At 44.1% G+C, this 25,085-nt stretch carries 21 protein-coding genes and 2 tRNA genes; 11 read left to right on the top strand and 12 right to left on the bottom strand.

Translation table 11 applies throughout. The features are described from left to right. The first annotated feature begins 69 nt into the window (after nt 1–69). From P7M01_RS00190 to P7M01_RS00170, 5 genes are all read left to right on the top strand, one after another. Nucleotides 70–1,053: an HlyD family secretion protein gene (locus P7M01_RS00190; RefSeq protein ID WP_317482688.1), complete on the top strand. Its 984-nt coding sequence runs from the start codon at nt 70–72 to the stop codon at nt 1,051–1,053. Beyond that, nucleotides 1,053–3,794 carry a ribosome-associated ATPase/putative transporter RbbA gene (gene rbbA / locus P7M01_RS00185; protein ID WP_317482687.1) on the top strand — a complete coding sequence of 914 codons (2,742 nt, stop codon included), beginning with the start codon at nt 1,053–1,055 and terminating at the stop codon, nt 3,792–3,794. The genes P7M01_RS00190 and rbbA overlap by 1 nt, the downstream gene beginning before the upstream one ends. Nucleotide 3,795: 1 nt before the next feature. Next, nucleotides 3,796–4,920 (top strand): ABC transporter permease, encoded by a 1,125-nt coding sequence (locus P7M01_RS00180; RefSeq protein WP_317482686.1) that lies wholly within the window; start codon nt 3,796–3,798, stop codon nt 4,918–4,920. Between the two features lie 108 nt (nt 4,921–5,028). Then, nucleotides 5,029–6,426 carry an efflux transporter outer membrane subunit gene (locus P7M01_RS00175; protein WP_317482685.1) on the top strand — a complete coding sequence of 466 codons (1,398 nt, stop codon included), beginning with the start codon at nt 5,029–5,031 and terminating at the stop codon, nt 6,424–6,426. 152 nt (nt 6,427–6,578) lie between these two features. Beyond that, on the top strand, nt 6,579–7,301 hold the full coding sequence (locus P7M01_RS00170) for an alpha/beta fold hydrolase (protein ID WP_317481160.1): 723 nt from the start codon (nt 6,579–6,581) through the stop codon (nt 7,299–7,301). 115 nt (nt 7,302–7,416) lie between these two features. Here the strand turns inward: P7M01_RS00170 and P7M01_RS00165 are convergent, their stop codons facing one another. From P7M01_RS00165 to potA, 4 genes are all read right to left on the bottom strand, one after another. Further along, on the bottom strand, nt 7,417–8,508 hold the full coding sequence (locus P7M01_RS00165; protein ID WP_202937194.1) for an extracellular solute-binding protein: 1,092 nt from the start codon (nt 8,506–8,508) through the stop codon (nt 7,417–7,419). A 146-nt stretch (nt 8,509–8,654) separates the two neighbouring features. Next, nucleotides 8,655–9,425 (bottom strand): spermidine/putrescine ABC transporter permease PotC, encoded by a 771-nt coding sequence (gene potC / locus P7M01_RS00160; RefSeq protein WP_202937193.1) that lies wholly within the window; start codon nt 9,423–9,425, stop codon nt 8,655–8,657. Next, complete coding sequence (gene potB / locus P7M01_RS00155) at nt 9,425–10,285, bottom strand: spermidine/putrescine ABC transporter permease PotB (RefSeq protein WP_202937807.1); 861 nt, start codon at nt 10,283–10,285, stop codon at nt 9,425–9,427. Before potB ends, potC begins: the two co-directional genes overlap by 1 nt. After that, on the bottom strand, nt 10,266–11,387 hold the full coding sequence (potA, locus tag P7M01_RS00150; RefSeq protein WP_317481161.1) for a spermidine/putrescine ABC transporter ATP-binding protein PotA: 1,122 nt from the start codon (nt 11,385–11,387) through the stop codon (nt 10,266–10,268). Before potA ends, potB begins: the two co-directional genes overlap by 20 nt. Nucleotides 11,388–11,659: 272 nt before the next feature. Between potA and pepT the strand changes: the two genes are divergently transcribed. Then, nucleotides 11,660–12,886, top strand: coding sequence for a peptidase T (gene pepT / locus P7M01_RS00145; RefSeq protein ID WP_317481162.1), 1,227 nt, complete (start codon nt 11,660–11,662; stop codon nt 12,884–12,886). Between the two features lie 45 nt (nt 12,887–12,931). Here the strand turns inward: pepT and thiI are convergent, their stop codons facing one another. Together thiI and selD are read right to left on the bottom strand one after the other, a co-directional pair. Next, on the bottom strand, nt 12,932–14,386 hold the full coding sequence (gene thiI, locus P7M01_RS00140) for a tRNA uracil 4-sulfurtransferase ThiI (RefSeq protein WP_317481163.1): 1,455 nt from the start codon (nt 14,384–14,386) through the stop codon (nt 12,932–12,934). Between the two features lie 104 nt (nt 14,387–14,490). Continuing rightward, nucleotides 14,491–15,531, bottom strand: coding sequence for a selenide, water dikinase SelD (gene selD / locus P7M01_RS00135; RefSeq protein WP_317482924.1), 1,041 nt, complete (start codon nt 15,529–15,531; stop codon nt 14,491–14,493). A gap of 235 nt (nt 15,532–15,766) precedes the next feature. Here selD and P7M01_RS00130 point away from each other — a divergent pair. Beyond that, nucleotides 15,767–15,842, top strand: a tRNA-Gly gene (locus tag P7M01_RS00130). Nucleotides 15,843–15,870: 28 nt separating this feature from the next. Next, nucleotides 15,871–15,957 (top strand) — tRNA-Leu (locus P7M01_RS00125). Between the two features lie 195 nt (nt 15,958–16,152). Here the strand turns inward: P7M01_RS00125 and phoR are convergent. The 6 genes from phoR to pstS all read right to left on the bottom strand — a co-directional run bounded on the left by phoR (nt 16,153) and on the right by pstS (nt 21,888). Further along, complete coding sequence (gene phoR / locus P7M01_RS00120; protein WP_317481164.1) at nt 16,153–17,427, bottom strand: phosphate regulon sensor histidine kinase PhoR; 1,275 nt, start codon at nt 17,425–17,427, stop codon at nt 16,153–16,155. Between the two features lie 2 nt (nt 17,428–17,429). Next, entirely contained in the window at nt 17,430–18,119 is a 690-nt protein-coding gene (phoB, locus tag P7M01_RS00115; protein ID WP_317479647.1) for a phosphate regulon transcriptional regulator PhoB, read from the bottom strand. 93 nt (nt 18,120–18,212) lie between these two features. Next, nucleotides 18,213–18,980 (bottom strand): phosphate ABC transporter ATP-binding protein PstB, encoded by a 768-nt coding sequence (gene pstB, locus P7M01_RS00110; protein WP_317475521.1) that lies wholly within the window; start codon nt 18,978–18,980, stop codon nt 18,213–18,215. A gap of 9 nt (nt 18,981–18,989) precedes the next feature. Further along, nucleotides 18,990–19,841, bottom strand: a complete 852-nt coding sequence (gene pstA, locus P7M01_RS00105) for a phosphate ABC transporter permease PstA (protein WP_317475522.1) — start codon at nt 19,839–19,841, stop codon at nt 18,990–18,992. Continuing rightward, the gene (gene pstC / locus P7M01_RS00100) at nt 19,838–20,791 is read right to left on the bottom strand and encodes a phosphate ABC transporter permease subunit PstC (protein ID WP_317482684.1); all 954 of its coding nucleotides are present in this window, start codon (nt 20,789–20,791) and stop codon (nt 19,838–19,840) included. Before pstC ends, pstA begins: the two co-directional genes overlap by 4 nt. A gap of 80 nt (nt 20,792–20,871) precedes the next feature. Continuing rightward, a complete protein-coding gene (gene pstS, locus P7M01_RS00095) occupies nt 20,872–21,888 on the bottom strand; it encodes a phosphate ABC transporter substrate-binding protein PstS (RefSeq protein ID WP_317481166.1) in 1,017 nt (338 codons plus the stop codon). Nucleotides 21,889–22,400: 512 nt separating this feature from the next. Between pstS and lolB the strand changes: the two genes are divergently transcribed. The 3 genes from lolB to P7M01_RS00080 are packed head-to-tail and all read left to right on the top strand — an operon-like array spanning nt 22,401 to nt 24,930. Beyond that, the gene (gene lolB / locus P7M01_RS00090; protein ID WP_317479649.1) at nt 22,401–23,033 is read left to right on the top strand and encodes a lipoprotein insertase outer membrane protein LolB; all 633 of its coding nucleotides are present in this window, start codon (nt 22,401–22,403) and stop codon (nt 23,031–23,033) included. Beyond that, nucleotides 23,030–23,932 (top strand): 4-(cytidine 5'-diphospho)-2-C-methyl-D-erythritol kinase, encoded by a 903-nt coding sequence (gene ispE / locus P7M01_RS00085; RefSeq protein WP_317482683.1) that lies wholly within the window; start codon nt 23,030–23,032, stop codon nt 23,930–23,932. The genes lolB and ispE overlap by 4 nt, the downstream gene beginning before the upstream one ends. A gap of 50 nt (nt 23,933–23,982) precedes the next feature. Beyond that, on the top strand, nt 23,983–24,930 hold the full coding sequence (locus P7M01_RS00080; RefSeq protein WP_202937182.1) for a ribose-phosphate pyrophosphokinase: 948 nt from the start codon (nt 23,983–23,985) through the stop codon (nt 24,928–24,930). The last annotated feature ends 155 nt before the right edge of the window (nt 24,931–25,085 follow it).

The following is a 25,085-nucleotide window of genomic DNA, read 5'->3' as shown; positions in this document are numbered from 1 at the left end:
CGGCACAATATAATATTGCTATACTAATTTCATTAGTTCGCTTGGCTTGAGTAAGTATAAGGAATAATTATGAAAGCAAAATTTATCGTTGCCGCGCTTGTGGCGGCGGCCCTTGCAGGCGGCGCCGTTTGGTATAACGGAAAATTAAAAACCGAAGATCTGCCCGGCATTGCCGCCGTTAACGGTCGTTTGGAGCTGAAACGTTTAGATATCGCCACGCTGTACTCTGGACGAGTAGAAGAAATTTACGTGCAGGAAGGCGATGAAGTGCAACCCGAGCAAAATCTCGCCCGTCTGTCTTCCAGCATTTCACAAACTCAAGTAGATGCGGCGAATGCGCAAAAACAACGGGCACAGGAAGCCGTTGCGCGGGCCGTTGCGCAAATCGATTCCCAACAACAACAACTCAAAGTAGCGAAACTGGATTTGGACAATGCGCAAAAATTGCGTCGTGAAAATCTGGTTTCCGCCAGCGAATTGGATCGTCGTCAGGCGAATTACCGGGCGGCGCTGGCGGCGCTAAACACCGCAAAAGCCGCCAAAGCGGAAGCGGATGCGGCGGTGAATCAGGCTCAGGCACAATTGGATCAGGCGCAATCGCAAAACAGCGATATGCTGATTAAAGCGCCGAAAGCCGGTTGGGTGGAATATCAAATTGCCGAAGTGGGCAACGTACTTGGGGTCGGAGGCAAAGTCATCAGTCTGTTGGATCCTACCGACACTTACATTAACGTGTTCTTAACCTCTCACCAAATGAATCAGGTTAAAATCGGAGATGACGCCCGTATCATATTGGACGGTGTGGATGCGGTGTTCCCGGCCAAAATTACCTTCGTTTCCAACAACGCGCAATTCACTCCGAAATCCGTCGAGACCACGGAAGAACGGACAAAATTAATGTTCAAAGTGAAATTGCAGGTACCGCAGGAAATCGCTCAGCAATACGAACGTTTCTTAAAAGGCGGTATGACGGCGGTAGGTTATGTGAAATACGCGCCGGATGCCGAATGGTCCGAACAACTTGCCGTAAAATTACCCGCAGGTAACCAATAATGACAGAAACGACCTTGGCAGTGTCGGTTGAAAATCTGGTCCATTCTTACGGAAAAACGACCGCACTTTCGCACATCAATCTGCAGATTCCGCAAGGCAGAACCGTGGGCTTAATCGGTCCCGACGGAGTGGGTAAATCCACGTTGCTTTCCGTGATCGCCGGCACCAAAATCATTCAATCCGGCACGGTCAAGGTGTTTGGTAAAAATCTGGCGGATAAAAAAGCACGGGAATCGCTGTCTCACCAAATCGCTTTTATGCCGCAAGGGTTGGGTAAAAATCTCTATCTGACATTATCCATTTACGACAACGTGGACTTCCACGCCCGTCTGTTCGGTTTGCCGAAACAATACCGCAAAGCCCGTATCGAGCGCTTGCTGAAAGCTACCGGGTTGGCACCCTTCGCCGCCCGACCGGCCGGAAAATTATCGGGCGGGATGAAACAAAAACTCAGTCTCTGTTGCGCTTTGGTGCACAGCCCGGATTTACTGATTTTAGACGAACCTACGACCGGGGTGGATCCTCTTTCCCGTCGCCAATTCTGGCAATTGGTGGCGGATCTTCGACAGGAAACGCCGAACATGACGGTAATCGTCGCCACCGCCTATATCGATGAAGCGGAAAATTTCGAACACGTGCTGGCCATGGATGACGGTAAGCTGATTGCGGATAAACCGACTCAAGAAATCATCGCGGAAACTCAAAGCGATAATCTGGAACAAGCCTATGTTAAATTATTGCCGCCGGAAAAACGCGGTACGGAAAACGGCTTAGTGATTCCGCCTTTTGAAGTAAAAGCCGGCGAACCGCCCGTCATTATCGCGAAAGGGTTAACCAAAAAATTCGGTGATTTCGTTTCCGTGGATCACGTCAGTTTCACCATTCCAAAAGGGGAAATTTTCGGTTTTTTAGGTTCCAACGGCTGCGGTAAATCCACTACCATGAAAATGCTTACCGGTTTGCTCGATCCTACCGAAGGCACGGCAACCCTGCTGGGACAACCGGTTGACGCCGGCAACATCGACACGCGCAAACGAGTGGGATATATGTCGCAGGCTTTTTCTTTATACGAAGAATTAACCGTATCCGAAAACCTGAAATTGCACGCCAAACTGTTTCAAATCCCCTCCGCGCAATGGGACGCCGCGGTCAATTCCGCCATGAAACAATTCGATCTGCTCGATCTTGCCGATGAAAAACCCTCTTCCCTACCGTTAGGGATCCGTCAGCGTTTACAACTTGCCGCCGCCTGTTTGCACAAGCCGGAAGTGTTGATTCTGGACGAACCCACCTCGGGGGTGGATCCGGCGGCGCGGGATATGTTCTGGGCATATTTAATCAAGCTTTCCCGCGAAGATCGCATTACCATTTTCGTCACCACTCACTTTATGAACGAAGCCGCCCGTTGCGATCGTATTTCCTTTATGCACCGCGGGCGCGTACTAGGCGTAGGCACGCCGGAAGAATTACGTATCGGTAAAAACGCTCCGACATTGGAAGAAGCCTTTATTCTTTATCTGGAAGAACAAGCGGACGATATTACTGCGCCGCCAAGTAATGAAAGCACGGATGAAAGTGCGGTCAAAAATTCAGAGGTTTTTGAAACCCGCACCGGTTTTTTGGCGTGGTGGTCGTTGGTGTGGACATTCTCCGTGCGGGAAGGAAAAGAGCTGTTGCGGGATAATATCCGGTTATTTTTTGCTTTTTGCGGACCGATCATTATGCTTTTAGCCATGGCGGGCAGTATTTCCTTTGATATTAATCCGTCTAATTTCAAAGTGTTGGATCACGATAACAGTTCCGAAAGCCGTAAATTCATAGAATATTTTGCCGGCTCGCCTTATTTTATCCGACAAGCGAATCTGCATTCGGTGGATGAAATCAAATCCGCTTTACAAACCGGTGAAATCAAGTTGGTGATTGAAATTCCCGTTGATTTCGGCAAAAAAATGCTGAGCGCCCAACAGCCGGAAGTAGGCTTGTTTATTGATGGCGCGTTTCCTTCCGTCGCGGAAAATCTGAACGGTTCCGCCTCCGGTGTCATTCGTCAATATATGATGGAGACCTTGAAAGAACAAGGCATTAGCCTGCCCGTGAATACCGTTACCGAAGCCCGTTTCATCTATAATCAGGATTTCAAAAGCATTTACGCCATCACCCCGAGTATCATTATGTTGGCAATGGTTTTAATTCCCGCCATGATGACCGCACTTGGCGTGGTACGCGAACGGGAAATCGGCTCAATTATGAATTTATACGGCTCACCGGCTTCCAAATTTCAATTTCTGCTGGGGAAACAGTTACCTTATATTCTCTTATCCTTTCTCAGTTATCTGTTGTTGGTAGGCGTATCCATTTTAATCTTCGGTGTCCCCATTAAAGGATCAGCATTGGCAATGTTCTTCGGCTGCCTGATTGGGATCTGCGCTTCAACGGCATTCGGGTTATTCGTTTCAACTTTTGTGAAATCACAGGTTGCGGCGATCTTTGCGACGGCAATTATCAGTATTGTGCCGGCCATTCACCTTGCAGGAATATTCTATCCTACTTCCGCACTGGATAAACATTTAGCCGTCGTATCTAAAATATTTCCGGGCGCATGGTTTCAAAATATCAGTTTAGGCGGTTTTACCAAAGGATTAAGTTTTACAGAGTTAACTCCTAACTATATTCAGCTGGCGACAATTTATATTATATATATCAGCCTTGCTGTCTTTTTCTTAAAAAAACAGGAGAAATAACATGTTACGCTGGTTTAAAAATGTCCTTTTTCTCTCCGCTAAAGAATTTAAAAGCCTGTTTAGTGATCTCACCTTGCTGGTTTTAATCATATATATGTTTACCATTGCTTTAATCAGTGTCGCCAATCTTCCGACGACAGAAGTAAAAAATGCGTCTCTCGGGATTGTCGATCATGATCATTCCGCGCTTTCCTATCGGCTGAAAGACGCCCTGCTCAATCCTTATTTCAAAAAAGTCGAACAAATCCGGCAAGAGCAAATCGACGATTTAATGGATAACGGTAATTTCACCTTTATCGTCGATATTCCGCCGAATTATCAGCGAGATATTCTGGCCGGCCGTAATCCTCAGATTCAAATTTTGATCGATGCGACGGCGATGACTCAGGCAAGTATCGGTTCATCCTATATCACTCAGATTTTCACCGGTGAATTAAACCGTTTTCTCAAAACAGCTAATGCGCCTATGCCGATAAAAACGGCGGTCAACGTACTGTATAACCCAAATTATTCCAGTAAATGGTTTATGGGTGCAATTCAAGTTGTGGGGAATTTAAATCTGCTCACAATGTTATTGGTCGGTGCGGCGGTTATCCGCGAACGGGAACGCGGCACAATAGAACATTTACTGGTAATGCCCGTTCGCTCCAGCGAAATTGCTGTAGCCAAAGTATTGGCAAACGGCTTGGTTCTGTTTGTTGTCGCTATGCTGTCGCTTAAATTTGTCGTACAGCGCTACCTGGCTATTCCTATCACCAATGCATCCATCGGATTATTCAGCTTAGGCGTGGTTATTTTTATTTTTTCCATCGCTTCGCTGGGAATTTTACTGGCGGTTTTTGCCCCCACTATGCCGCAATTCGGTCTGCTTTGCCTGCCGGTTTATCTTGTAATGTATATGTTGTCGGGCACCATGTCTCCCTTGGAAAATATGCCGCCGTTAGCGCAATATTTAACCCAGTTTTCTCCCACCACGATTTTAGGTTCTTACGCAAAAGACGTGTTATTTAGAGGAGCGAATCTGAGTATGGTTTGGGACGATTTAGCAAAAATGGCGGCATTGGGCGCATTATTTTTATCCGTCGCGCTGATGCAATTTAAGACAATGTTATCTAAACAGGGATAAAAGTGCGGTCGGTTTTTTCATTGTTTTTTGACTATCCGGCAAAAACCGTCTTTGCCGGAAAATATGCAATATCGGATTTTAAAAACCTGATTTACGTTGAGGTTATTTATGCAATTCATTCATAAATTTTCACTTATTGCCGCGGCGATGACATTAATCGCCTGCGCTCACACCGATGTGGATTTAAATTCGCAAATCAAGCTGCCCGCCGGCTTCGAACAAACCGGCAAAGGCAGCGGTTCCGCCGACATCAGCCAATGGTGGCGACAGTGGCATGATCCGCAACTCAGCCGGCTGATCGAGCAAGGACTACACAACAATCTCGACATTGCCATGGCGCGCAGCCGCTTAGCCGAAGCGCAAGCCAATACGGCTTACACCGAAGCGGATAAAGGTCCGAAAGTTTCCGGCGAAGGACGGGCGGGCGGCACGCGCTCTCACATAATTAATAGTCCGTTAACGGGTGAAAACAACACCACATCGGGCAATAATCAATACGCCGGTATCGTGGCAAGCTGGGAACTGGATTTCTTCGGCAAAAAACGCAGTGATGCCGATGCCGCCAAAGCCAGCGAAATCGCAGTGCAAAATCAGATTTACGCCACCCAAATGCTGATTGCCGGACAAATTGCTGAAAACTATTTCAATATTTTCGCATTACAACAGCAAAACGCCGTATTGAATCAGTCTCTTTCCGTGTTAAACCGCCTCAAAAATTACGCTCAAGGCAGATTTAACGCGGGACAGGCCAACGCCAACGACGTGTTACAAGTGGAAAACCGCCTCACCGCGGTACAGGCGCAGCAAGCCACGCTGAACAGCCAAATTGCCGCCAACGAACGCGCTATTGCGGTGTTAACCGGACAAACGCCGCAAGGATTCCAGATCGACAAAAATGGCGATCCGCTGGTCTCGTTGCCTAATCCGCCTGCCGGCGTAATGCCGAGTGATTTGCTTGATCGCCGTCCGGACTTACGCATCAATCGGGCGCAAATTCAGGCCGCGGCGGCCAAATTAGCCAGCGCCAAAGCGGATCTTTATCCGAGATTCGATATTCAGTTTATGGGTGGAACCGGTCGTATTGAAGTGAATTCCGATATTTCCGAATTAAAAGGCTGGGCGGGATTGCTCAGCGGCGGATTCAGCGTACCGATTTTCACCAATGGGCGCATTCAGGCCAACATTGATGCGGCGGATGCGCGCCTGAAAACCGCTTTACTGCAATACGACAAAACGCTGATTCAATCGCTGGCGGATGTGGACAACGCCTATCAGACGCAATATGCCTTAAACCGTCAGGCGGAATTGCAGCAAAGTGCGGTCAAAAAAGCGCAGGTTTCCGCCGCCAATGCCGAAAAACTGTTTAAATACGGCGACAAAAATCTGGATAACGCTCTCACCGAACGCCTGAATGCCCTGGATTACCAAAACCAACTCATCCAGATTCGCCTAAATCGGGCGAAAAATTTAGTAAGTTTATATAAAGCTTTGGGGGGCGGCTGGTAAGAATAGTCGACTTCATTCATCCTTAAATTCAATGCTGAAATGGTTCAAGTATTCGTATTTAAACCATTTTTCTTAAATTTAAATAACAATCTCTGTTTGCAATACAACCAATAATTGATTATATTGTAATCATAATTAAGGAGAAACACATTATGCCGTATAAAACAAAAGGAAACGGAGAACCCATTATTTTCTTGCCCGGATTATTTGCCGGCGGATGGATTTGGGACACCGTCGTTCAAAATATCACATCTCAAGGATTTAAAACTTTCGTATTCACCGATCCCATCCCCGTCGCCTTTGAAGGCAGCCAACAAAAAGCATTTAAAGAACTGGACGCTATTACCGAAAACTGTTCAACTCCCATATATTTAGTCGGCAACTCCCTTGGAGCCTTAATAGCATTACATTATGCATCCCAACGAAAAGAGCGCGTTAAAGGGATAGTAATGAGCGGCGCACCGGGACAACTCGAAATGGAAGCCGGCGTATCGCTTGACGAACTAAAAAGCGGTAAAGACGAATATACTACGTTGCTTGGTTCGCGCATATTTTATGATCAAAGCAAAATCCCACCGCATGCCGTAGCCGAAGTAAAATATTTATTTGGCACGGAAAAGATTTTCCGTAATATCGTTCGTTGGTTATTTTTTAGTCGCAAATACGATGTCCCCACAGTATTACAGAATATGACGATTCCCATCGATTTTATTTGGGGCGATCATGATCTTATCACACCAATAGACCCTTGGATCCTCATAGCCAAACAGTTCCCGCAAACTTCGATGACCATTATTAAAAACAGTGGACATAGCCCGATGGTGGAACAACCGGAACAGTTTACCGCCGCCCTGTTGGCGAAATTATTACCGTAAACGGCTAAAACGATAAAGTGCGGGCAAAAAAACGATCGTTTTTTTGCCCGCACTTTTTGTTTCGGCTTGCAGATTAATTCCCGCCGTATCGGTCATGCCATTACCGAACGGGCGATTATTTTGCCGCTTTTAACTCTTGATAATATTTTTCGTAAAGCTCCACGGCTTCACCCACATCATCCTGCCAATGAGCATTTTTCAAGACTTCCTCCGTCGGATAAATTGCCGGATCCTGAGTGATTTCGGTCGGTAATTTTTCTTTGGCTTTTAAGTTGGAAGTCGGATAACCGATTTCAAGGGTTAATTTTTCCGCGACTTTTGCGCTTAATAAATAGTTGATTAATTTATGCGCCGCATCCGGATGTTTTGCATTTGCCGGGATGGCTAACGTATCCACCCACAACACCGGACCTTCTTTCGGGAACACCATGTCGATGGTATTCGGCGCTTCTTTCTTCGCAATACGCACGGAACCGTTCCATAACTGGCCTAATTCCACTTCGCCCGCGATGAATGAATTCGCCGGATTATCGGAATTAAATGAAAGAACGTTAGGACGCAATTTCAATAATTCTTCATAAGCCGCTTTGATTTCATCCGGCTTGGTCGTGTTCGGATCCAGACCCAATTTCACCAATGCGATATTGAAAACTTCGCGCGCATCATCCAATAATTGGACTTTGCCGGCATATTCGGGTTTCCACAAATCGCCCCAGGAAGTGAAATCCGAACCTTTATAAGTATTCACGTTAAATGCGATACCCGGCGCGCCTAATAATTGCGGCAGGCTGTATTTATTACCTTCGTCGTAAGGTTTATTCAACCAGTTCGGATCAAGCTCGGCAATCACCGGTAATTTGCTGTGATCCAATTCTTTTAACATGCCTTCGCGTGCCATTTTAGACACAAAGTAGTTAGACGGCGCAATAACGTCGTAACTATCGTCGCCTTTCGTCTGTAATTTGACTTTGGCGTACATGGTTTCGTTTGATTCAAGACTGGAAACGTTTACTTTAATGCCCGTTTCCTTGGTAAATTCGTCTAATAAACCGTCCGGTACATATTCGGTCCAAGTGTAAAGATTAACAACGTTGTCGCCTGAAGCCTGCGTGTCGTTCGCAACGGCCGCTTTGCTGTCTTTATCATTACAGCCTGTCACCGCAACCGCAACCAAGCTAGCTGCGAAAAGACCTGCTAATTTTTTCATTTAGATTTTCTCCAATGATTACGTTAAGAGTATCCGTCTTTCTTATATAAAGACATAAAAAAACGCCTGACTTTAGGCTAGTTTCTAGCTTACCGGTCGGGCGCTATTTTATGGATAAAAGTGCGGTTTGTCCAGACGAAGTTTTTTTAGGCTTTGTGCTTACGTCCGATTAATTGACCAACCATCACCAGAACCAGCGACAATACGATCATAATGGTTGCCAGTGCATTAACTTCAGGCGTCACTCCGGTTTTTACCAATGAATAAATCTTCAACGGCAAAATTTCGTAACTTGCTCCGCTCACAAAAGAAGATACGACAACATCATCCAATGAAAGGGTAAAACTTAACAACCAACCTGACACGATTGCCGGCAAGGCCAACGGTAAAATGATTTTACGCAGAATCGTAATCTCACTCGCGCCCAAATCGCGCGCCGCTTCAAGCATTCGAATATCGAAACCTTTCAAACGTGAAAAAACGCTGACTACCACATAAGGTAAACAGAAAGTTACGTGCGCCAACAATAATGACCAGAAACCCAATGAAATACCCACAATCATAAACAATGCCAGTAAAGACACCGCCATCACGATATCCGGCGACATCATCACGACAAATAACATGCCGCTTACCGCCTGTTTACCGCGGAATTTATAACGATAAAGAGCAATCGCCGTTAAACTGCCGATAATAGTGGCCAACGTGGCGCCGACAAAAGCAATCACAACGGAATGAACCGCCGCCTGAATTAAGGTATCGTTATTAAACAAACGTTCATACCAGTTCCAGCTGAAGCCTTTCCAACTTAATCCGTAGCGGTCGCCGTTAAAGGAATTGCCTACCAGAATAAAAATAGGAATGTACAAATAGGCGTACACCACAAACATAAAGAAATTACGTAGCATACGATTCATTATTCTAACTCCACTTTCTTATTCAGTAATTTATTCGCTTTATAATAAACGAAAATCAACAATGCCATCAGAATGGTTAATCCGATACTGATTGCGGCACCGAACGGCCAGTTGCGGGATACCAAGAATTCGCTCTTAATGACATTACCCACCAATAATACTTTCGCGCCGCCCAGTAAATCCGCCACGTAGAACATGCCCATTGCCGGCAATAACACTAACAGGCAACCGGAAACGATACCGGGCATAGTCAACGGGATAATGATTCTCACGAAGCGCTGAAATGCATTTGCGCCTAAGTCTTTTGCGGCTTCCAGTAAACGCAGATCCAATTTTTCAATGGCGGAATACAAGGGCAAAATCATAAACGGCAGTAACAAATATACCAGCCCGATGATCACAGCCACTTCCGTATTCAAAATACGAATCGGTTCGTTAATCAGCCCGAGCGAAAGCAAGACCTCGTTCAAAATACCTTTCACACCTAAAAACACTTTCATCCCGTAAATACGGATCAATGAGTTTGTCCAGAACGGAAGGACCAGCAAAAACATTAGAAACGGACGATATTTTTCGTTGATTTTCGTCATGATAAAGGCAAAAGGATAACCAATCACCAAACAAAGTACGGTTGCAATAACCGACATGTACAGTGAATTCCACACCACCGTTCCGTAAAGCGGCTCGAACAGACGAGCGTAGTTTTCAAAGGTGAATGGTAACGCATAAAAATTACTGACATCTTTGCTTAAAAAGCTGACAATAAACACCAAAAAATTCGGTGCAAATACAAAGAAAATCAGCCAGGCGAAGATGATACCAACAGTAATTTTCTGGAATTTATTGGTTGTCATTTTCATCATTCAATACCACTTCCCATTTTTCAATCCAAGTGACCGCCACTTTTTGATCTAATGAGTGATCGATATTCGGGTCGTCTTCATTAAAGAATTCACTGACAAGCACCATTTTACCGTTGTGCTCAAGTTCTACTGTAGACTCCAGCGTCATCCCTTTATAGTTACGTTCACGAATATGACCGATAATCGCGCTGGATTTCTCGTTTTCATCTAATTCTTCAAGCAACACGTCTTCCGGGCGAAGCAATACTTTCAGTTTTTGGTTCGGTTGCACCGGCTGAGCAACATAAATATCGCAAATTCGACCTTCGACATTTGCGCGCACGCGTTGCTCATCGATACGTTCAATCACCGTCGCATCAAAAATATTGATTTCGCCAATAAATTTCGCCACGAATAAATTACGCGGTTCTTCATAAATCTCACGCGGCGAACCGTCTTGTTCAATATTTCCTTTACGCAATACAATAATACGATCAGACATAGTCAAGGCTTCTTCCTGATCGTGCGTCACAAAAATAAAGGTAATACCTAACTGACGTTGCAACGATTTCAGCTCATTCTGCATTTGCTTACGTAATTTGTAATCCAATGCGGATAACGACTCATCCAGCAACAAAACTTTCGGTTTATTCACCACAGCCCGTGCGATAGCGATACGCTGTTGTTGACCACCCGAAAGCTGCGCCGGCTTGCGATCGGCCATTTCTTCCAGTTGAACCATACGTAAGGCTTCGAGCACGCGAGTTTTGATTTCACTCTCAGGCACTTTCTGCATGCGTAAACCAAATGCCACATTATCAAAAATCGTCATATGCGGAAATAATGCATAGCTTTGGAACACCGTATTCACATGACGTTGTTCCGCCGGGATGTTCGTTACATCTTCTCCGTCCAAAATGATTTGTCCGCCATTCGCTTCTTCAAATCCCGCAATTAAACGTAAAACTGTCGTTTTACCGCAACCTGACGGACCGAGAATGGTAATAAATTCGCCATTATTAATGGTTAGATTAAAATCATTGATAATTGTGTTATCGCCATATGCTTTTCTTAAAGAACGCAGTTCGACGATAGGTTTAGTTTGACTTGTCTGTTCCACTAGCTTTGGTTTTCTCCATAACAAACTAAATGAAATTCATGCCTACAATTCTGTTTGCAGACGCCTGAGAAATTAAATGCTATATGATATAGCTAACCCTCGGTAATGAAAAGTAATTAATCCGTTTTCGGCGGAATTTTCCACAAAAAACAAAAGATCTCCCAATAAAAAGCCATATTCCCCTGAAATAACGGTAAATCTTTGTCGTATATCAAGAAATTTCCAGAGCAAAATTGATACAGTAACCCATATTTTTTATGGAGATCCGTATTATGTCATTCACTGAACAGCTCCTCGAACGATTTTTAAGCTACACCGCCTTTGATACTCAATCCAAAATCGGTGCGAAATCGTCGCCCAGCACGCAAGGACAAGTTAAATTAGCCAAACATTTAATGCAGGAATTACAACAACTGGAACTGGAAGAAATCACGTTAACCAAACACGGCATTTTAACCGCATTCTTACCGGCCAACATCGCTCATGCGCCGACTATCGGTTTAATTTCTCATCTCGACACCTCGCCCCAATGCAGCGGAAAAAACGTGCAGGCAGAAGTCATCAAAAATTATCGCGGCGGCGATATCGCATTAGGTATCGGCGATGAATTTATCAGCCCGGTATATTACCCTTTCCTGCATCAGTTAACCGGCAAAACCCTTATTGTTACCGACGGCACAACCTTGCTCGGCGCCGATAACAAAGCAGGAATTGCGGAAATTTTGACCGCACTTTCGGAAATAAAAAAACGCAATTTGCCACACTGCAACATCCGAATCGCCTTTACGCCCGATGAAGAAATCGGTTTAGGCATGCATTATTTCCCGTGGGACGCCTTTCCCTGCGATTGGGCATATACTATCGACGGCGGCGAAGTAGGTGAATTGGAATACGAAAACTTTAACGCCGCGACGGCAAAAGTCACCATTCACGGACGCAATATTCATCTGGGTTCGGCAAAAGATAAGCTGATTAACGCACTCACTTTAGCCTGCGATTTCCAACAATTACTTCCCGTCGATGAAGTGCCGGAAAAAACGGAGGGAAAAGCGGGTTTTTTCCATTTACAGCGTTTGACAGGAGATATTGAAAAAGCCGAATTACATTATTTGATCCGCGATTTCGATATAGATAAATTTGAGCTACGAAAAGCATTTATCCGACAGGCAGTGGATAAATTCAATCGAGAAAAAGGATTACGACAAAAAGCCGAAGTCACGCTGACCGACACTTACAAAAATATGTATGACGTGGTCAAAACCGTACCGCAATCCATTGATTTAGCTGACAAAGCCATGAAAGCCTGCAATATCGGGCCCGTGCATAAACCGATTCGCGGCGGCACAGACGGCGCATGGTTTGCTGAAAAAGGCTTAGCCTGTCCGAACATTTTTACTGGCGGATACAACTTTCATAGTAAACATGAGCTAATCAGCCTTGAAGGCATGGTCGATGCCGTAAACGTGATCATAAAAATGATGGAACTGGCGGTAAAATAGCACATAAAAAATCCCCCGGTTATCGCCGAGGGATTTAAATTTTAGCTATTTTGTTTTGACAAACACTTGAACATTATTAAAGCCTTTTTCTTTCAGATACAGGGCCTGTAATTTGCTCATGACGCCTCGTTCGCAATATAAAACGTAATTTTTACTTTGGTCCAGCTCGCCAAACTGTGACGAAACCTTATAAAAAGGCAATTCAATGATCTGACGGCCTTCCAATACCAGCGGATTTTCATCCGTTTCTTCCGGACTGCGAATATCCAAAATTACGTCGTTTACGCCTAAAACCGAAACCGCATCAACTTCTACCACGCCTTTTTCCGTTTCTTCCGCAATTTGACGAATATCCAAATATTCGGCATTTTGTACCGCACTTTCCAGAATATTAAAATCGAAATGCTGTTCTTCCGCCAAAATGCGATCACGCACCGCTTTTACCGTCGGATTTTTAGAAATCACACCGCAAAATTCCGGCATGGATTTCGCAATATCTTCCGTGCCGATTTGTTTTGCCATGGCGATAATCTGTTCTTTATCGTGCGTAATCAGCGGACGTAATACTAAAGCGTCCGCCGCTTCATCGATCAAACGTAAATTAGTTAAGGTTTGACTGGAAACCTGACCGAGCGCCTCGCCCGTTACAATGGCCTCAATGGCAAAACGCCGCGCCACTTGACTGGCCGCTCGCACCATCATCCGCTTCAACACCACGCCCATCTGCCCGTTATCGATTTTCTCTAAAATCTCGCCGACTACGCCTTCAAAATTAACGGCAATAAAGCGAACTTTGTGCGAACTGCCGTAACGGTGCCAAATGTGATACGCCATTTGTTTCACACCGATTTCATGAGCCGCTCCGCCTAAATTAAAGAAGCAATAATGTACGCGGGAACCGCGCCGAATCAGCATATAACTGGACACGCCCGAATCGAAACCGCCAGAAATCAACGACAACACGTCTTCCTGCGTACCAATAGGATAACCGCCAATGCCTTCATGACGCGCTTTAATAAATAACAATTTGTCATCGTCCACTTCGATACGAACCGTCACATCGGGATTTTTCAGTTTTACCGTCGCCGTTTCAATGTGCTGATTTAACCCGCCGCCCACATAACGTTCGATTTCCAGTGAGCTAAAACTATGCTTACCGCGGCGCTTCGCCCGCACACAAAACGTTTTGCCTTGAAGCGCATCACGCATGCGTTCCAGCGTTTGTTCGAAAATATTGTGCAAATCCGTAAACGGACATTCTTCCACTTCCAGAAAATGGTGAATTCCCGGAATACGTTGCAACAATTCGATTAAGTGCGGGCGATTTTCTTCAAGTTTTGACCGCACTTCAATATAATCCCAATGACGAACCACCGCCACGGAATCATCATGCTTATCCAATACGTTACGGATATTGCTGGTTAAAATTTTGATGAACCGTTTGCGAACGCTGTCGCTTTTAATCATGATCTCGGGAAAAAGTTTAATTATAAATTTCATTACTTATCTCGGCTAAAAAAATTGCGGGCATTATACCGACTTTCCGGCAAAAGAAAAACCGCAGTCAGTAAGCTGCGGTCGATTGATTGCGAAGGAAATACGGGTTATTTCACGGTGACAACAATTTCACCTTCCTGCGGCGGCGACAATTCGCCTATTTCAAAAACGTCCGTGTTAGCTTGTTGCGCAACGCTCAATAAAGCGTCAACGCTATCGGGGCGCACCGCCACCAACAATCCACCGGAGGTTTGCGGATCGCATAAAACGGCCTTCTGCGTTTCCGTCATCGGCGAAACTTTATGTCCGTAACTGTCGAAATTACGCGTCGTACCGCCCGGCACACAGCCTTTTTCAATGTAATCCGAAACACCGTCCAAGGTGTGAATTTTATCCATATACACAGTGGCGTTCAAATGAGAACCTTCGCATAATTCAATCAAATGACCGAGCAGACCAAATCCGGTGACATCCGTCATCGCCGTTACGCCGTCAATTTCGGAAAACGCCGAACCGACCGAATTCATCCGACACATCACTTTTGTTGCTAATCCTTTATGTTCGGCTTTCAATTTGCCTTTTTTCTCGGCCGTCGTCAGCACACCGATTCCCAACGGTTTGGTCAGATAAAGCTTGCAACCGGCTTCGGCGGAAGCGTTTTTTTTCACTTTCTCCGTATTAATCATGCCGGTTACCGCCAACCCGAAAATCGGTTCCGGTGCGTCAATGGAATGTCCGCCGGCCAAGGCGATACCCGCTTCTTTGCAGACAAAACGTCCGCCGTCAACAATGCGTTGCGCAACCTCAGCCGGCAATAATTTTATCGGAAAGCCCAGAATGGCAATCGCCATAATCGGTTTTCCGCCCATGGCGAAAATATCGCTGATCGCGTTGGTTGCCGCGATACGACCGAAATCGAAGGGATCATCCACTATCGGCATGAAAAAGTCCGTAGTACTGATAATGCCTACGCCGTTTCCGATATCGTAAACCGCCGCATCATCGGCCGTGTCGTTACCGACTAACAAATGAGGATCGACAAATTGTTCGAGTTGGGTTTGTAAAATTGTCCCTAACACCTTAGGCGAAATTTTACAGCCTCAACCCGCACCGTGGCTGTATTGCGTCAATCGGATGGTATCTGTCACCGTACTGTCCAACGCCTGTTGAAGTGCGGTCAAATTTTCCGTCATTTTTTATTTTCCTCATTCTTTCAAATGGATATTTGATGGAAGAATTATACAATTATTTTCCGGGGAAAGGGGAATTTTCCTGCTCTTGTACTGTTTTTAAACAGTTAGGACTTTTTTTGAAATTTCTGTTTGACAGCCAAAACAAAATAAGTAAAATGCGAATCCGTTACGGCAATAAGCCGAAACAAATGCGGGAATAGCTCAGTTGGTAGAGCACAACCTTGCCAAGGTTGGGGTCGCGAGTTCGAGCCTCGTTTCCCGCTCCAATTTTTGAACGTAATTTAAACGCATCGTGCCCGAGTGGCGGAATCGGTAGACGCAAGGGATTTAAAATCCCTCGCCTTTCGGGGCGTGCCAGTTCAAGTCTGGCCTCGGGCACCATCTCAAAATCCAATCATTTATCTTAATTCTAAGATGTAACCGCCCGATATTTAACTTTGCTTACGCTAAACGGATTAATTCATCTCGCCGCTAATTCTTAACCCGATATAATATTAAAACCACCCGAAATAGATGCCTATTAACAATAGCTTCTATCCCGCAGGAATAAAACTCCTCAATAAAGGTTTATGCCATTTATTCCGTTTTATCATCACTGATCAAATTTCGTTTGATAATAAAAGAAAAACAGCTTCCGGCGCCTTCTTGGCTTTCAATATCCAAATGTGAATGATGCTGTTTTAATGCATGTTTCACAATCGCCAGACCTAATCCGCTGCCGCCGGTTTTATTACTGCGGGATTCGTCCACGCGATAAAATCGTTCCGTTAAGTGTGCAATATGTTGTTGCGGAATACCGATACCATGATCTTTAACGCTAAATTTCATCCCTTGTTCACATGAATGCCACCGAACTTGTATAAGATTTTTATCCCCGGAATGTTTAATCGCATTATGAATTAAATTTGTAATAACGCTTTGTAATTGATATTCATCGCCTAATACATAAATATCCGGTTCAATATCAAATTCTATTTGATGTCCTGATTGATTTAATATATCCATATCTTTTTTTATAGATAAAATTAATGCTGACATATTAAATTTATTGTGATCGGCATTAGATGAGGTTTCTATCTTGGCCAACTGATTCAGTTGTTCCAGAAGATATGTCATTCGCTGACTTTGCTCTAACATAGTTTGTACGACTTTCATTTGAAAATCCGTAAGACTTTCGTTAGAAAGCATCTCTAAATAGCCCCGTAAAACCGTTAACGGCGTTCTCAACTCATGATTCATATTCGCTAAGAACGTTTGTCTTGAATGAACCAAACGAATCATTCCCGTTATATCGCGGGCGACTAATAAATAACGTTTCGTATCATAAGAATTTAAATGAATTTCTAAATAACGTTGATTATAGGTAAGTAATACTAAAGGGCGGTTATGCTTGGTTTGTTGCCAATAATGTTTAAACTCGTCATAAAAGATAACGTTTAGAATTTGTTTTGGCGTTTTTTTATCCCAATAAAATTCAAAAAGTTGTTGCGATATTTGATTACACCATTCAATCACACCGTCATGGCTGAAAATAATAATGGCATCCGGTAAATAATTAATATTACGGTTTAATTTAGACAATAAACGTAAATTTTTAATCTTTTCTTTTCGATTTATACGTTGATAGTAAGCGACAGACTGAGATACGTTTTCCCAACTGGTTAAGGCGAATTTTTGATTATATTTAGGCTGAAGGGTTCGTAATAAACGATGCTCCGTAAAGTGGTGCCATAATAATGTGAACGACAAAAAAGCGATCAGCCAGTAAGTAAATCCTCCGGTGAAGAGACTAAATAGCAAAGAAAAACCAATGATAAATACGATTTCAACAAGAATATTCAATATTCGCATAACTAATCCCCGAAATGGTTAGAGAACCTATAACCACTCCCCCGTACGGTTTGTATATAACGCTCGCATTGATAAGGTTCAAGATTTCGGCGTAAACGACGGACATAACTATCGACGGTGCGTTCTTCAATTTCTAAATCATCTTTCCAAATACAATTAAGTAATTGTTCCCGCGAATAAACTTTTTCCGGATGATGCATAAAAAAATGAAGCAGCTTAAATTCCGTACCGCTTAAATTAATTTCTTGCTGTTGGTAAAATATGCGTTCGGCATTTTCATCAAGCAGCAAATCGTCTATTTGAATAAATTTTGGGTTATGCTCGTATGCGCGTCGCCAGACCGCTTCAATACGAGCCAATAAGACTTTAGGCGAAAACGGTTTGGTAACATAATCGTCCGCGCCGGCGTTAAGACATGTGATGCAATCATCTTCCGCGCTTCGTGCGGTAAGCATAATGATTGGAATCTGAGATGTTTCCTCTTGTTTTTTCAAATGTTGAATCAATTGAATACCGGAACGCCCCGGTAACATCCAATCCAGCAAGATCAGTTTAGGATGTTCTTTTAACTTATTAACTGCACTTTGAAAATCTTCCGCTTCTAACACATCATAATGCTGTTGTGATAAAAATAAGGCAATCATTTCACGAATCGCTCTCTCGTCCTCGACTACTAAGATCTTTTTTGTCATGTTCTTTCCTATAGTTGATATGACCGAGGCACAAAAGTGCGGAAAAAAACTCTGTTATTTTTTACCGCACTTTTGTTTTTTTTATGTTAATCATTACCCCATTTTGCCACGGATATAATCTTCGGTTCTCTGGATTTTTGGTTTATCAAAAATCTGTTTGGTTTCGCCGAACTCTACTAACTCCCCTAAATACATAAAAGCCGTATAATCCGAACAGCGGGCGGCTTGCTGCATATTATGCGTCACCATCGCCACCGTATAATCGTTTTTTAGTTCATTAATTAATTCTTCAATTTTCATTGTAGATATGGGATCCAACGCAGAACAAGGTTCGTCTAATAATAAAACATCCGGTTTAATCGCGATACCTCTGGCGATACATAAACGTTGCTGTTGACCGCCGGATAAGCTGTCTCCGCTTTGATACAGCTTATCTTTAACTTCATTCCATAACGCGGATTTCGTTAAAGCCCATTCTATACGGTCATTCAATTCGGATTTTGATAATTTCTCAAATAAACGAATACCAAAGGCCACATTATCATAAATTGACATTGGAAACGGCGTCGGTTTTTGGAATACCATCCCAACCTTTGCCCGAATAAGCGCAATATCCGTATCCGTCGCTAACAGATTTTCACCGTCTAAATTAATTGCTCCCGTCGCCCGCTGATTAGGATAAAGTTCAAACATACGATTAAAAGTACGTAATAAAGTTGATTTACCACAACCTGAAGGCCCAATAAATGCCGTTACCTTGTTTTTAGCAACTCTTAAATTTATATTTTTCAATGCATGAAAATCGCCATAATAAAAATTTAAGTTATTAACCGCAATTTTGGTTTCCGATAAACTAACCATAAAAATACCTTATTTTTGTTTCGGTTGAAAGAAAACGCGCGTGGCAATATTTAAACACAGCACGAATAATGTAATTAACGTTGCACCGGCCCAAGCCAGATTATTCCAATCCGTAAAAGGACTTGCCGCATATTGATAAATAACGACCGGCAAGTTTGCCATCGGTGAATTCATATCCCATGACATAAACTGATTAGACAGTGCCGTAAATAATAATGGTGCGGTTTCGCCGGCAATACGTGCAACTGCAAGTAATATCCCCGTTAAAATGCCCGATTTAGCCGCGCGATAACAAATCATCACAATCACTCGCCACTGCGGACAACCCAGGGCTACCGCCGCTTCGCGTAAATTATTAGGGACTAAATTCAACATGCTGTCCGTTGTTCGTACCACAATCGGAATAATTAATAACGCTAACGCAAAAGCACCGGCCCAACCTGAAAAATGATTAAGTTGTGCGACATAAATACTATAAATAAACAGACCAATAATGATAGAAGGCGCCGATAATAAAATATCGTTCAAAAAACGCGTCACTTTGGCAAAACGGCTATAGCGCCCATATTCCGCCAAATACGTACCGGCCAATATTCCGATAGGCGTTCCTAATAATGTGCCGGCCGCAACCATCAATAAAGAACCTAAAATAGCATTAATCAGTCCGCCCGTTTCATTTGGTGCGGGAGTTTCGTGTAAAAATAAATCCGGAGATAACGCCGGAATTCCACGCGTAACCAAGGTGAAAATAATCCAGCAAAGCCAAAACAAACCAAAAATAACCGCGACATAAGCTAAACTTAACATCAGCGTGTTTTTGCACTTTCGCCAATAAAAACGTGAGTTTTGATTACTTTTCATGATTTTTTCCCTTCTTTATTATTCATCCGCAAAATCATTAAACGCGAAATGGCAAGCACCGTCGTAGTAATTAAGAAAAGCAACAAGCCTAATTCTATAAGCGAAGATTTTTGCAATCCTCCCGCTTCATTAAATTCGTTGGCAATGGCGGAAGCAATCGACGTGGAAGGTGAAAATAATGAAGACGGCAACTGGAATGCGTTACCAATCACAAACGTTACCGCCATAGTTTCACCTAGCGCCCGTCCAAGACCGAGCATAATACTGCCGATTACGCCCGTTCTGGTATAAGGTAAAATGACTTTCCATATCACTTCCCATGTCGTCGAACCCAATCCGTACGCACTTTCTTTTAACATCGGAGGAACGACACTGAATACATCGCGCATCACGGACGAAATGAAGGGAATAATCATAATGGCCAAAATCAACCCGGCGGAAAATAAACCGATGCCGAAACGCGCGCCGGAAAAAAGCAAATCAAACACCGGCAAATCACCCAGCGTTTCAATCAAATGCGGTTGGATATATTCCTGAAACAAAGGTACAAAAACAAATAATCCCCACATACCGTAGATAATAGACGGAATCGCAGCAAGCATTTCAATAGCGATACCGACCGGACGTTTCAGCCATTCGGGCGCAAGTTCGGTTAAAAATGCCGCAATGCCGAATGAAACGGGCACGGCAATCACAAGCGCAATCAACGCAGTAATGACCGTACCGATAATAGGCACCAGCGCGCCGTATTGATTTTGCACCGGATCCCATTCGTCATGCCATAAAAACGACCATCCGAATTGTTGAATGCTGTCCCAACTTCCCGCAATAAGTGAAATTAAAATTGCAGAGAGTAAAAGAAAAACCAAGAGTGCAAAAAATCGAGTCGTATATTTAAACAGCGGCTCAATCCATCGATGATTAAGACATTTTCTTGTTACTTTAAGCATAAATTTTCTATCTTTATAAAAATTCATTTTGAATCCGCACTTTTAAACGAATCCGCTTAAAAGTGCGGTCAAATTTTTCGTTATTTTTTCAATTCGGTTTGCCATTTACCCTGAATGGTTTTTACCACCGTTTCAGGAATCGGAACATAATCCAATTCCGTGGCGGCGCTTTGCCCCTTGGTAAACGCCCAGTCAAAGAATTTCACCACATTTTGCGTCGCTTCTGGTTTATCGCTATTTTTATGAATGAGAATGAAACTGGCTGCGGTAATCGGCCAGGATTGTTCGCCCGCTTCATTAGTTAATACGACGCCCATTCCCGCACTTTCATTCCATTTAGCATTGCCGGCGGCAGCCATGAAACTTTCTTTCGTCGGTTGAACCGTTTTACCGGCTTGATTTTGCATTGCCGTCCAGGCCAACTGATTTTGTTTTGCGTAAGCATATTCCACATAACCAATGGTATATTTCATCTGGCGAACATAAGCCGCGATGCCTTCGTTGCCTTTACCGCCTTGTCCCGTCGGCCATTTAACGGACTTTCCTTCGCCTACGGTCGTTTTCCAATCGGAAGAAACTTTAGATAAGTAATTAGTGAAACCGAAAGTCGTACCCGAACCGTCGGAGCGATGAATAACAATAATATTTTTTTCCGGAAGAGGAAGCGAAGGGTTTAACGACAGGATAGCCGGATCATTCCATTTTGTGATTTTGCCTAAATAAATCCGAGCCAATACGTCGCCGGACAATTTAAGCTCGCCGGCCTTAATTCCCGGCAAATTAACGACAGGCACCGTTCCGCCGATAATGGCAGGAAATTGAAGTAATCGATGTTGTTGTAATAAATCCGCTTTCATCGGATCATCGGAAGCGCCGAAATCAATGGTTTTCGCAATAATCTGTTGTTGCCCGCCGCCGGAACCGATAGATTGATAATTAACCTTATTGCCCGTTTCTTTTTCATACAACGACGCCCACTTGGCATAAATCGGATAAGGAAACGAAGCGCCGGCGCCCGTAATACTATAAGCCTGAGAAACAACAGGCAGCGCGCTGAGGATGGTTCCCAGAATGACGGTTTTTTTTATCGTACGCATTAACATAACGAATTCTCCTTGAAGATGATGTGTTATTTATTGCGTGACCCAGTGTAGAAAAAAATTATGACAATTTGATGACAGCTATAAACAAAAACAATTAAAAATAAAATATCGTCAAAATTTTTTATTAAAAAACGACTGTCGGCGGCATCAAAGATAATGACGAACGCATAAAAGGCGACTGACAGATCGGTATTTTCAAACCGCATTCAGGCTTTACAAACCGGTTTTTTTATGTAAGATCACAGGCATCCACAGTGCGTGAACGGATAATTCACGGTGTATCGGTTAGATCATCTGAATTAACCCGAACTATCAATATCGTTATTTGGTTTTCAACATTTCGAATCTTCCGCCTTCCGGGGCGCGCCGGTTTAATTCCGGGTTCGACGCCGTTTAACGTTATTTAACGGAAACATAAAAACGGCACCTTGAGGTGCTTTTTTTGTATCCAGAATTATTTTCGATTCCGACGAGAAGAATCGATTACGAAGAAAGTATCGGACATTATGCGTTTTAAACCTCTTTTTGTCGTTTTATTAACGACCTTTATCTTCACCGGTTGTTCGTCACTGGATATCAGCGAACGCCGCCCGAGCGATATAAAAACTATCGCAAAATCCGACCGCACTTGGCAGCAACATTTAAGCCAAATCAAGCGAATCCAACGTTATTCCGCGCAAGGACAAATCGGTTATATCAGCGCTCAGGAACGCTTTTCCAGTCGTTTTGAATGGCAATATCAAAACCCGCAGAATTACACCTTAAAATTGTATTCCACCATCAGCACGACCAGTCTGGAAATGCAACGCCATCCTTCGGGCATGACCATTTCCGACAATAAAGGTAATCGCCGTTCGGAAGCGGACGCCAAAATGCTGATTCGTGAAATTGTCGGTATGGAAGTGCCGCTGGAACAGCTTGCCACCTGGCTGAAAGGCCAGCCCGACGAACAAGCCGATTATCAGGTGGGTGAAAATCATTATCTGGCCGGTTTCAGTTATCCGGTGGACGGCGTAACCTGGACCGCGGATTATCTGGTTTATCATCAGGAACTCAACCCCGCCCTGCCGCAGGACATTTTGCTGAAAAATAATAATCAAACCCTAAAAATCCGGATTGAAAATTGGATGTTACCATGAAAAAAACTTCTCGATTTTCGACCGCACTTTTCAAACCGAGCGAACAACCGGCAGAAACCCTGCGCGTTCCCAGCCCGGCCAAACTGAATCTATTTTTATATATCAACGGAAAACGGGATGACGGTTATCACGAACTGCAAACTCTTTTTCAGTTTTTAGATTACGGCGATTGGCTGGAAATCGGCATCCGTTCCGACGGTGAAATTCATCTTTATCCGGAACTACCCGGTGTCAAAAAAGAAGACAATCTAATTTACCGCGCCGCTAAAATGCTGCAACAGCAGACCGGCAGCCGCCTCGGCGCCGACATTCATCTGGACAAAGTTCTGCCGTTAGGCGGCGGAGTCGGCGGCGGATCCTCTAACGCGGCAACAACGCTGGTTGCCTTAAATTATCTGTGGAAAACCCGTTTGTCACTCGCAGAATTGGCGGATTTAGGGGTAAAACTGGGTGCCGACGTGCCCGTTTTTGTTCATGGTAAAGCCGCATTTGCCGAAGGCGTCGGTGAAAAGTTAACCGATTGCGAACCGCCTGAAAAATGGTTTGTCGTGCTCAAACCCGATATCGCCGTTTCAACCGCAACCATTTTTACCCACCCGGATTTACCGCGAAATACGCCTAAACGTCCTTTAGCACAGTTATTAAGCGAAGAATACGGTAACGATTGCGAAAAAGTTGTACGAAATTGTTATCCCGAGGTTGAAGAAACCCTTGCGTGGTTGCTAAAATATGCTCCGTCAAGATTAACGGGAACCGGCGCCTGCGTTTTTGCGGAATTTGATAACGAAGAATCCGCCCAAACCGTGTTTGAAATGAAACCCGATTCGGTTTCCGGTTTTGTCGCGAAAGGTTGTAATCGTTCGCCACTGCATCGGTGGTTAGACAAAATTTCGAAATAAATCAATCTATTACTTTTTACTTACAGCAAACCTTGAGGTTCAATTTAAAAATGCCCGACATTAAACTCTTCGCTGGTAATGCAACGCCAGAACTAGCAAAACGAATTTCCGAACGCCTATATCTTTCTTTAGGTGACGCTACCGTAGGTCGTTTTAGCGATGGCGAAATCCAAGTGCAGATCAATGAAAACGTACGCGGTAGCGACGTATTTATCATTCAGTCCACTTGTGCACCGACCAACGATAACTTAATGGAACTCATTGTAATGGTTGATGCGTTGCGTCGCGCGTCGGCCGGTCGTATCACCGCCGTCATTCCTTATTTCGGCTATGCCCGTCAGGATCGCCGCGTGCGTTCGGCCCGTGTGCCGATCACCGCCAAAGTGGTGGCGGATTTCCTTTCCAGCGTGGGAGTCGACCGCGTGTTAACCTGTGACCTTCACGCAGAACAAATTCAAGGTTTCTTTGACGTACCGGTGGACAATGTCTTCGGTTCTCCCGTATTAATTCACGATATTCTGAAAAAAACCGATTTAGACAACCCAATCGTGGTTTCTCCGGATATCGGCGGTGTCGTTCGCGCCCGCGCCGTGGCCAAATTATTGAACGATACGGATATGGCGATTATCGACAAACGCCGTCCTAAAGCCAACGTATCACAAGTTATGCACATTATCGGTGACGTAGCCGGTCGAGATTGTATTCTGGTGGATGACATGATCGATACGGGCGGCACTTTGGTAAAAGCGGCGGAAGCTTTAAAAGAACGCGGAGCAAAACGCGTATTCGCTTACGCCACTCATGCGGTGTTCTCCGGGGCGGCGGCACAAAATATTGCCAATCCGGCATTAGACGAAGTGGTAGTGACCGATACCATTCCGCTTTCACCGGAAATCAAAGCTTGCGGCAAAGTTCGCGTGTTAACCCTTTCCGGCATGCTTTCCGAAGCCATCCGTCGTATCAGTAATGAAGAATCCATTTCTGCGATGTTTAACTGATTTCACAGAAAGCCCGGAAAATTTCCGGGCTTTTTTCTCATATTTTTAGTGCATCCATTCCATTAAAACCGCAGACACCGCTTTTCTACGGCGATTTTGTCTCATTTCATATAAAAAACTTCGCAAAATCCTACCGCACTTTTCGAGTTTTCTTT

Origin of the sequence: Exercitatus varius (assembly GCF_029577735.1) — a bacterium.
In the GTDB taxonomy this organism is placed as follows: domain Bacteria; phylum Pseudomonadota; class Gammaproteobacteria; order Enterobacterales; family Pasteurellaceae; genus Exercitatus; species Exercitatus varius.
The sequence above is the reverse complement of the archived record's forward strand: the minus strand, read 5'-3'. Positions and strand labels throughout refer to the sequence as shown.

Bases quoted from the DNA above. Each gene is read 5' to 3' on its own strand.
- P7M01_RS00190 (WP_317482688.1), top strand. From the start codon at position 70: ATGAAAGCAAAATTTATCGTTGCCGCGCTTGTGGCGGCGGCCCTTGCA.
- rbbA (WP_317482687.1), top strand. From the start codon at position 1,053: ATGACAGAAACGACCTTGGCAGTGTCGGTTGAAAATCTGGTCCATTCT.
- P7M01_RS00180 (WP_317482686.1), top strand. From the start codon at position 3,796: ATGTTACGCTGGTTTAAAAATGTCCTTTTTCTCTCCGCTAAAGAATTT.
- P7M01_RS00175 (WP_317482685.1), top strand. From the start codon at position 5,029: ATGCAATTCATTCATAAATTTTCACTTATTGCCGCGGCGATGACATTA.
- P7M01_RS00170 (WP_317481160.1), top strand. From the start codon at position 6,579: ATGCCGTATAAAACAAAAGGAAACGGAGAACCCATTATTTTCTTGCCC.
- P7M01_RS00165 (WP_202937194.1), bottom strand. From the start codon at position 8,508: ATGAAAAAATTAGCAGGTCTTTTCGCAGCTAGCTTGGTTGCGGTTGCG.
- potC (WP_202937193.1), bottom strand. From the start codon at position 9,425: ATGAATCGTATGCTACGTAATTTCTTTATGTTTGTGGTGTACGCCTAT.
- potB (WP_202937807.1), bottom strand. From the start codon at position 10,285: ATGAAAATGACAACCAATAAATTCCAGAAAATTACTGTTGGTATCATC.
- pepT (WP_317481162.1), top strand. From the start codon at position 11,660: ATGTCATTCACTGAACAGCTCCTCGAACGATTTTTAAGCTACACCGCC.
- thiI (WP_317481163.1), bottom strand. From the start codon at position 14,386: ATGAAATTTATAATTAAACTTTTTCCCGAGATCATGATTAAAAGCGAC.
- phoR (WP_317481164.1), bottom strand. From the start codon at position 17,427: ATGCGAATATTGAATATTCTTGTTGAAATCGTATTTATCATTGGTTTT.
- phoB (WP_317479647.1), bottom strand. From the start codon at position 18,119: ATGACAAAAAAGATCTTAGTAGTCGAGGACGAGAGAGCGATTCGTGAA.
- pstB (WP_317475521.1), bottom strand. From the start codon at position 18,980: ATGGTTAGTTTATCGGAAACCAAAATTGCGGTTAATAACTTAAATTTT.
- pstA (WP_317475522.1), bottom strand. From the start codon at position 19,841: ATGAAAAGTAATCAAAACTCACGTTTTTATTGGCGAAAGTGCAAAAAC.
- pstC (WP_317482684.1), bottom strand. From the start codon at position 20,791: ATGCTTAAAGTAACAAGAAAATGTCTTAATCATCGATGGATTGAGCCG.
- pstS (WP_317481166.1), bottom strand. From the start codon at position 21,888: ATGCGTACGATAAAAAAAACCGTCATTCTGGGAACCATCCTCAGCGCG.
- lolB (WP_317479649.1), top strand. From the start codon at position 22,401: ATGCGTTTTAAACCTCTTTTTGTCGTTTTATTAACGACCTTTATCTTC.
- ispE (WP_317482683.1), top strand. From the start codon at position 23,030: ATGAAAAAAACTTCTCGATTTTCGACCGCACTTTTCAAACCGAGCGAA.
- P7M01_RS00080 (WP_202937182.1), top strand. From the start codon at position 23,983: ATGCCCGACATTAAACTCTTCGCTGGTAATGCAACGCCAGAACTAGCA.